We start from the raw sequence: 8,395 nt of genomic DNA on the forward strand, positions 1-8,395 counted from the left end.
GATAGCCACGCGGTATGAAAAGCTTGAACGAAATTATCATTCAATGCTCGCTTTAGCATTTACTATGATGTGGCTACCAATGTGGGCTGATTGATATATGTACTACAAAGATCAACAGCCCCTAATATGCAGGTATTAAACAAAGTAGTTAAGCTGAGTGAGTTATGAATACTAAGACGTGTGAATATGGAGTGGGTGACTGCTCATACAAAATGGCAGGTGAGTTAGCAGGTATTACACAATTGGTGAATGCGTTTTACGATAATATGGACGCTTTAAAAGAGGCTGAAAATATAAGGAGTATGCATTCAAAAGACTTATCGGCATCGCGAAAAAAGCTCGCTTATTTTTTGTCGGGCTGGTTAGGTGGTCCTAAATTATACGCTGAACATTTTGGCAGTATTAACATTCCTCAAGCGCACAAACATTTACATGTAGGAATTGAGCAAAGTGATGCATGGCTTTTATGCATGCAAAAAGCGGTTGATGGGCAACCTTACGAAGCACCATTTAAAATTTACTTAATGCAGCAATTACGAGTGCCTGCAGATCGAATTAGAATGGTGTCGGGTAGTTAATAGCAATTATTAATAAACATCTACCGCGGTGTCGCTGCGGTTTTTTGTTACAATGCCTGCAAAGCAATTTAGGGTAAATAGCTGTGCTGCCGGTTCAAGACATATATCAACAACTCGTTACTACATTACAAAGTAATCCTATTACGTTATTACAAGCGCCGCCTGGTGCGGGTAAATCTACGTGGTTGCCGCTGCAACTAATGCGCGATGGGCATTTTAAACGTATTGTAATGCTAGAGCCTCGCCGTTTAGCTGCTCGTAATATAGCCAGCTACTTAGCAAAGTGCCAAAACGAGAGTGTTGGGCAAAGTGTGGGCTTGCGGATTAGGGGCGAGAGTAAAGTAAGCGCTAATACGCGCCTCGAGATAGTCACCGAAGGCATGCTAACGCGCATGTTGCAAAACGACCCCGAATTAAGCGATATTGATTTACTGATATTTGATGAATTTCATGAGCGTTCAATTGCAGCCGATACCTCACTTGCCTTTGCGCTCGAGACCCAAAGTGCGCTGCGTGAAGATTTAACCATTATGCTTATGTCGGCAACTCTTGATACTGAGCGTTATACAGCGTTTTTTGACTGCCCTGTAATTCAATCAAGCGGTCGCAGCTACCCAATAGACGAAATATACATACCCATAAAAGATGAAAGCCGTTGGCTCGATGCAATTCCTACCATAATAAAACAAGCACTTAATGAGCAAACAGGTAGCGCATTGGTATTTTTACCTGGGCAATTTGAGATACTACGCGTGCAACAAGCACTTAGCGATTTACCCAGTAACTGCATAGTAGCAACGCTATTTGGCGAGCAAGATAAAGCCAATCAGCAAGCTGCTATTGCTCCTGCACCAAACGGCATGCGCAAAGTAGTGCTTACCACCAATGTAGCCGAAACCAGTTTAACTATTGAAGGCATACGCATTGTAATTGACAGCGGCAAGCGCCGTGCAGCTACCTTTAATTTAAAAACAGGGGTCACTGAGCTCACAACACAAAGTATATCGCGCTCGTCTGCTGTGCAGCGTGCAGGGCGTGCAGGGCGAATAGAGCCGGGCATTGTTTATCGAATTGGCTCAAAGCAAACCTTTGAGAGACGTAATAGCCACGACAATCCCGAAATACTCACATCAGACATAAGCCAACTTATGCTTGAGGCAAAGCAGTGGGGAGCCAGTATTGATGAGCTAACCTTGCTCGATAAGCCCACTGAGCAACAATGCGAGCAAGCAAGTAACCTGCTTAATATGCTTGAAGCTATTGATAGCAAAGGTAAGCTCACACCGCTTGGCAGTAAAATGCTAGGTTTTGGTGCTGATATTCGTTTGGCGCATATGCTATTAAAAGCACAAATACTTGATGACCAACTCTCTGGTATTTTTAGGCTCGCTATTTATTTAGTGGCATTACTTGAGAGCCGAGTAAACAGTGCAAACGAGTTGAGTTTAGCGCTACATAGCCAACAACAACGTCCGCATCCGGTATTTAAACAACAGTTAAAATATTGGCAAAGCCGCTTAAAAGTAAAAAACGAAAACAGCGAATTAAATACGCATTATATTAGTTTGTTGGTGGCATTGGCATATCCAGATCGTATTGCTAAAAAACGCGGTAATGGTTACCTACTTGCCAATGGTGCAGGTGCTGAGTTAAATGCCGATTACTGGCACAACGACGATTACTTAGCTATAGCAACCATGGGCGGGCACAAAGGAGGGCGTATATTTACAGCCACTGCGCTCAACCCATTTGAGTTACAAGAGTATTTACCGCATTTATTTAGTGAACTTACTCGTTGTGAGTTTGATGAAAAATCAGCGCGTTTTATTCATCAAGATGAAGTAAAGCTTGGTGCTATAACACTCACCAGCCAGCCTAGTAAACAAAAACTAGATAAGAGAGAACGTGCTAAAGCGTGGCTTAACTTATTTGCTAAACACGGTTTTGCATTATTTAACGAGCAACCTGATGCGCAGCAATTGCTGATACGCATGAGCTTAGCAAGTAATTTAATACCCGATAAATTCCCACAAATAAACGAGCAACAACTCATTCAAAATGCAGCGCAGTGGCTAGGCGTGTTTTTAGAAGATATTAAAACGCTTACGCAGCTTAAAAAGTTTAACTACTTTGAAGCATTGCAGAACTGTTTTGATTGGCAACAACAAACAGCGTTAAAAGCATTGTTACCACTGCGCTTAACGGTGCCAAGTGGCTCAAATATAAAAATAGAATACCAGCTTGATGGCCCCGCAAAGCTAAGCGTGCGCATGCAAGAAGTTTACGGCTTGACTAGTACGCCTATGCTTGCCAAGGGTAAACTGCCACTGCTTATGGAGTTGCTATCGCCAGGTAAACGCTCACTGCAACTTACTCAAGATTTAGCGCACTTTTGGGCTAGCAGTTACCGCGACGTGCAAAAGGAAATGAAAGGTCGCTACCCTAAACATTTTTGGCCAGACGACCCTGCCAACAGTGTTGCAACCAACAGAGTAAAGAGCAAGATGTAGGTGATAATTCACTTAAAACTAATTTTGTTTGATTATTGAACTTACTAATGTAATGTACCTATAAAATATTTTTAGCTACAGGGAATAGTCAATGAGGTTACTTTTAACGTTAGGTTTGGTATTAGTTGCTACCTTTTCGGTTCATGCCCAAGAGCCTCTCGACTTAAATACGTTTGCGCAGCAGTACTATAAAACAATGACCGCCACACAAGCACCTAACGCAGGTGCTAAAGAGCTTGAGGCTTACCTTGCATTGTTAACCGATGATATTGGCAATCAGCATATTCCGTATCAACCGGATGACTCACGTACTCCAGATGGTAAAAAGCAGATGCGCAAAGGTATGAGTTTTTACTTAGGTGCGCACACATTGTTTGAAAGCACACTGCTTAATACATTTGTGTTTAACGATACAGGCTTTGCTATTCGTTATAAAAACTATGTAAAAGGTATTCATCCGCAAAATAAGCAGCCAATAGAGTACACCTCCACAATGATGGAAGTGATTGAAATTGAAAGCGGCAAAGTGGCGATGATCCGCAAGTACCACGAATAACTAATAAAGCCAATAAAGATATATTTATGAAACATTTACTGATCGCATTATCAATATTGATGTTTAGTGCGTTCGCCAAGAAAAATGGCTCCATACCTTGTTATTATTGGATTTAAACTTCTTTTCCGCCATGCTTTTCTGCTAGGTCGTCGAGCTCGGCTGAGGTGTAATCAAAACCACTTTCGTCGTATTCGTATGTCACTTTTACACTATCGCCGCCATTAAAAAGTCGTGTTTTTACATCGTTAACCGGCCAGTCTTTCAGCTCGTGTAAAAACCGGTTAGCAACTTGTGAAGATTCAAAACAATAGCGAATTTCTGTTTTCATAAATAATAAAGCTCTGGCTGTTTACCCCTGCAGCTAGTGCATTATTAATGGGGCGTTCATGATTCGGTTACAAAAAATAAAGAGTTAAATTGTAAATTTTGTGTTTCAATAAATGCATCAAACTCGGTACACACTAACGTACTTTAATTAACAAATGATGACGACTTTACATGCATTATAAATTTGCTCTGATCGCAAGCTCGGTTTTTATACTAAGCGCTTGCGGTGGTTCAGGCTCAGATGATACGCCAACCGTTAACGGAAATAAAATCCCCATTTTGTCAGTCGCTGATTTTCCTAGTGAATTAAGTAAGGGCCAAACAATTGAGCTAACAGCAACAGCCAGTGATAAAGACGGCACTATTACATCGGTTGTATGGCAACAAACGCAAGGGCCTGAACTAATTAGCGGGCCTTTAGAGGCAGTAACCACCTCAGTAACACTGCTAAATGCGCAAAGTTATAAGCCTGTTAATTACGCTTTTTCGATCACAGCAACCGACAATGAAGGGGCAAGCAGTGTAAAAACGCTGAGCTTTATAGCGCGCAATAATATGGATGAGATTAGCGCCGCACGGTTACTACACCAAGCAACAATGGGGCCTAAGCTTAGTGAAATACAAAACACACAAGGTTTAAGCGAGCAGCAATGGCTTGATAAACAAATAGCGCTACCTATTAATTATCACCGTGATTATTTAGTAAAGCTAAATGACGATGACGACTTTAAATACATAAGCCGCATAGATGCATGGTGGAAAGCAGTAATGCAAAGTGACGATCAACTCCGTCAACGTGTTGCATTTGCGTTAAGTGAAATATTAGTGGTGTCGGATGAGAACAGTGCCTTAAGAGGGCAACCTGAGGGCATGATCACTTATTACGATTTATTACTAAAGCATGCCTTTGGTAATTATCGTGACTTACTCGAAGATGTCACGCTTTCGCCTATTATGGGAACTTATTTAAGCCATTTGGGTAACGAAAAAGCAGACGATACACTTAATATTCGCCCAGACGAAAATTACGCACGTGAAGTAATGCAGTTATTTACTATTGGCCTTGAAGAACTAAATCTAGATGGCAGCGCCAAGCTTGATGCACAAGGTAATACCATTGCCACTTACGGACAGGTAGAAATAGAGGGTTTTGCACGCGTATTTACTGGTTGGACGTTTGCCGATAGTGAAACATTTAAGCGTAAAAGTCGTGATTATATTAAGCCAATGGAAGCATTTGACGAGTACCATTCTAGTAAACAAAAAACCTTACTAAACGGTGAGGTTATACCACAAGGTTATGCAGCAGAAGAGTCATTGCAAATAGGGCTCGATAATTTATTTAATCATCAAAATGTTGCGCCGTTTATTAGCAAACAGCTTATTCAGCGATTAATTACCTCAAACCCAACCCCCCAATATGTTGAGCGAGTAGCTAATGTATTTATTGATAACGGCGCTGGTGTACGCGGCGATTTAGCGGCGGTAGTAAAGGCTATTTATTTAGATGATGAAGCGCGGCATTTTGGCTCAGTGCTTAATTACCAAGGTAAAATTAAAGAGCCTATTTTAAAAACTGTACAGTTTTGGCGAAATCTCGATGCTAAATCGCCAGCGGGTTATTATAAAACATGGAATTTAATAAATAGCTACGGACAAGGACCCATGCAATCGGCTTCAGTATTTAACTTTTTTAGGCCTGATTATCAAACCGCAGCTTTGCGAAATGAAGGTATTGTTGCACCAGAATTACAAATAGCAAACGACGCAACACTGATTGGCACCATGAACGCGCTTTACGCAAGCTTAGTATGGAGTACCGCAGAAGCGCGCAGCGATTTAAATTCAAATAGTATTTATATTTATGTTCAAGACGACATGAATGTTTTAGAGAAAAACGGTGTTAGCGCGCTATTAGCTCAGTACAACACGTTATATTTTGCAGGCGCAATGAGCAGTGACACACGCCAAGCATTACTTGATTTAGATGCCTACTTTAATGAAGAGCAATACCGTGAACGGGTTTCGTATTTATTATATATGATTGCTATTTCACCTGAATTTAACGTGCAGTATTAGGAGCGCATAATGAGCATTAATAGAAGAGAGTTTTTGTCTTTATGTGTAAAAGGCAGCGTATCGACTGCCGCGTTAACGAGCCTGCAATTACAAGCATTAACTGGAGCGACTAATGCCGTTGAGCTAGGTGATTATAAAGCATTAGTGTGTGTGTATTTATACGGGGGGAATGATTCGTTAAATATGCTCGTTCCGCTTGAAGGCGAGCAACGGAGTTTGTACGAGCAAAGCAGGCAAAACCTAGCGGTAGAAAGCCCACTTGAGCTAAGCATTAAAAGCCAGTTTGCCGGTGGAGTCGGTATTCATCCTTCACTTGAACCGATACAAAATGTGTTTGAATCTCAAAATTTAGCATTTATAGGCGGGGTAGGTACTTTACTCGCTCCCACAACATTGAATGACTATAAAAATAAAGCAATAGGTTTGCCTAAGCATTTGTTTTCGCATAACGATCAGCAAGCTGCGTGGATGTATGGTCGAGAAAAACAATCACTTAATAGCGGGTGGGGCGCACGACTTTTAGAGCGTTTAGAGTTACAAGATGAGTTTGCAGCTAATGTATCACTCGACGGTACTAATTTATGGCAAACGGGAAGTGCTAGCAATGCATTTGCGCTTAACAAAAGCGGCATTAGTAGTATTAACGCGTTTGGAGGGTATCAACCTCGTAGCGAGCACGTAACCGCTATTATGAACCGCTTACTAGGCAATACGAGCCATCCGTTAAGTACAGCTTATGCCAATGGCTTAACAAGTGCGATAAATAACACTCAAGCAATGAACAGCGCGTTAGAAAGCGCGCCTGCACTTATTACCCCATTTAGCGATAATAGCCTTAGTGAGCAATTTGCCGCAGTCGCTAAAACAATTAGCGTACAGGCAAAGTTGAGTACTCAACGCCAAGTGTTTTTTGTTTCTATGGGGGGGTATGATACCCACGACAACCAATTAACAACGCACCCTGCTTTATTAAATACGTTAGCTCAAGGGTTAAGTGAATTTGATAGTGCGATGAAAGAGCTTGATATGGCTGATAAAGTGACTACGTTTACTATGTCTGATTTTGGTCGCACGTTGACCTCAAATGGCGATGGCACTGACCATGGTTGGGCAGGGAACCAAATAGTAATGGGCGGCGCAGTAAAAGGCGGCAATATATATGGCGAGCTATTAACTCAACATTTGGATGGCCCACAAGATACCGGTGGCGGGCGTTTAATTCCAAGTGTTGCTAATGAGCAGTACTTTGCCACATTGGCTCAGTGGTTTGGTGTGCCAAGCTCTGAGCTTGTTGATATTTTTCCAAACTTGAGTAACTTTGATCACACAACATTGGACTTTTTTGTGTAATTAGTCGCTAATAGTAATCTAAAAGCACTTGTTAGTAGTATAAGCTACTGGTTAATAGTGCTTATCTGTTTTAATAATAAAAATCACACACAATATAGGAATCATAAAATGAAAGTTTTAGTGAGCTTAGTTAGTTTAATCGCTTTTTTACTCGTCATACTGCCAGGGCCTTTGTATAAATTTGGTATTGTAGAATTAGGTGTTGCGTTTACGGGGTTTAAATTTGGCGTTTATGCTGGTGGCGCTGCATTGGTGCTACTTATAGTACAAGCGTTATTTATGCGTAAAACGTTAACGCTAAGCAGTGGTGTTATTGCACTTGTATTTTCGGTTGTGGCCATTGCTATGCCACTTAATATGATGAACAAGGCTGAAGGCGTACCGGCAATTCATGACATTTCAACTGATTTAGTTAATCCACCAAAATTTGTAGCAATTGCACCACTGCGTGCAAATGCATCTAACCCAGTAGAATACGCGGGTGAAGAAACGGCAGTACAGCAACGCAAAGCATACCCTGAGCTGGTAACTTTAAGCTTTGCACAATCTAAAGCCGATTTAATGACAGCAAGCGAACAAGCAGTTAAAAATCTTGGCTTTGCATTGGTAAGTGCAAATACGGCTACAGGTATTGTGGAAGCTACCGATACAACAACGTGGTTTGGTTTTAAAGACGATGTGGTTATTCGTATTAAAGATGAAGGCAGCCAACGTTTTGTTGATATTCGTAGTAAGTCGCGAGTAGGGCGTAGTGATTTAGGAAAAAATGCAGAGCGCATTCATTCAATTATTAATGAATTAAACAGCTTACTTGCAAAATAACTAAATTTAGCGCCCTAGTACTAATGATTGAGCCCAAACACTGTTTGGGCTTTTTTGTTTGCCCAGCGAAGCTGGCAAACCCGATAGGCTGAAAGATGCCTTATCACCCTGACTAAGGGGAAGATAATCTGAATGGCAAGGGCGTCACTGGCCAACGGTGGGGTCTGAAGGAA

Annotated in this window: 7 protein-coding genes and 1 pseudogene; 7 read left to right on the forward strand and 1 reads right to left on the reverse strand. The window is 41.4% G+C overall.

Features of this window, described 5'->3' with window-relative positions; all coding sequences use genetic code 11:
- The 4 genes and pseudogenes from H4J63_RS19035 to H4J63_RS19050 form a co-directional block, all read left to right on the forward strand.
- Positions 1-94, forward strand: a pseudogene (locus tag H4J63_RS19035) (IS5/IS1182 family transposase); the annotation flags it as partial.
- 70 nt (positions 95-164) lie between these two features.
- The gene (locus H4J63_RS19040) at positions 165-578 is read left to right on the forward strand and encodes a group II truncated hemoglobin (protein ID WP_101217759.1); all 414 of its coding nucleotides are present in this window, start codon (positions 165-167) and stop codon (positions 576-578) included.
- An 83-nt stretch (positions 579-661) separates the two neighbouring features.
- The gene (gene hrpB, locus H4J63_RS19045) at positions 662-3,088 is read left to right on the forward strand and encodes an ATP-dependent helicase HrpB (protein WP_182197991.1); all 2,427 of its coding nucleotides are present in this window, start codon (positions 662-664) and stop codon (positions 3,086-3,088) included.
- Between the two features lie 91 nt (positions 3,089-3,179).
- Positions 3,180-3,644 (forward strand): nuclear transport factor 2 family protein, encoded by a 465-nt coding sequence (locus H4J63_RS19050; RefSeq protein ID WP_182197992.1) that lies wholly within the window; start codon positions 3,180-3,182, stop codon positions 3,642-3,644.
- A 112-nt stretch (positions 3,645-3,756) separates the two neighbouring features.
- On the opposite strand, the gene H4J63_RS19055 is transcribed toward H4J63_RS19050, so the two are convergent.
- A complete protein-coding gene (locus H4J63_RS19055; RefSeq protein ID WP_010555169.1) occupies positions 3,757-3,972 on the reverse strand; it encodes a hypothetical protein in 216 nt (71 codons plus the stop codon).
- A 170-nt stretch (positions 3,973-4,142) separates the two neighbouring features.
- Here H4J63_RS19055 and H4J63_RS19060 point away from each other — a divergent pair, with 170 nt between their 5' ends.
- The 3 genes from H4J63_RS19060 to H4J63_RS19070 all read left to right on the forward strand — a co-directional run bounded on the left by H4J63_RS19060 (position 4,143) and on the right by H4J63_RS19070 (position 8,222).
- On the forward strand, positions 4,143-6,050 hold the full coding sequence (locus H4J63_RS19060) for a DUF1800 family protein (RefSeq protein WP_182197994.1): 1,908 nt from the start codon (positions 4,143-4,145) through the stop codon (positions 6,048-6,050).
- A gap of 9 nt (positions 6,051-6,059) precedes the next feature.
- Positions 6,060-7,400, forward strand: coding sequence for a DUF1501 domain-containing protein (locus H4J63_RS19065; protein WP_182197995.1), 1,341 nt, complete (start codon positions 6,060-6,062; stop codon positions 7,398-7,400).
- A gap of 108 nt (positions 7,401-7,508) precedes the next feature.
- A complete protein-coding gene (locus tag H4J63_RS19070; protein WP_010555166.1) occupies positions 7,509-8,222 on the forward strand; it encodes a DUF1499 domain-containing protein in 714 nt (237 codons plus the stop codon).
- The last annotated feature ends 173 nt before the right edge of the window (positions 8,223-8,395 follow it).

The organism is Pseudoalteromonas sp. 5Ae-yellow, from assembly GCF_014077565.1.
In the GTDB taxonomy this organism is placed as follows: Bacteria; Pseudomonadota; Gammaproteobacteria; order Enterobacterales; family Alteromonadaceae; genus Pseudoalteromonas.